The following is a 223-nucleotide window of genomic DNA, read 5'->3' as shown; positions in this document are numbered from 1 at the left end:
TACCTCAGGCAGCTGGTGCGCACGGCCCCAACGGGGCGTAAGTACCGACTACGGGTGTTGAGCCATGGGACCGATCGTCATGCGGCGAGCCCCATGCGGCTGCCACAGGCAGCTGGTGCGCCGCAACCCCAACGGGGCATAAGCACCGACTACGGGTGTCGAGCCATGGGACCGATCGTCATGCGGCGAGCCCCATGCGCCTACCGCAGGCAGCTGGTGCGCC

Origin of the sequence: Streptomyces sp. NPDC085866 (assembly GCF_044541035.1) — a bacterium.
Taxonomy (GTDB): Bacteria; Actinomycetota; Actinomycetes; order Streptomycetales; family Streptomycetaceae; genus Streptomyces.
This window is presented reverse-complemented; position numbering follows the sequence as displayed.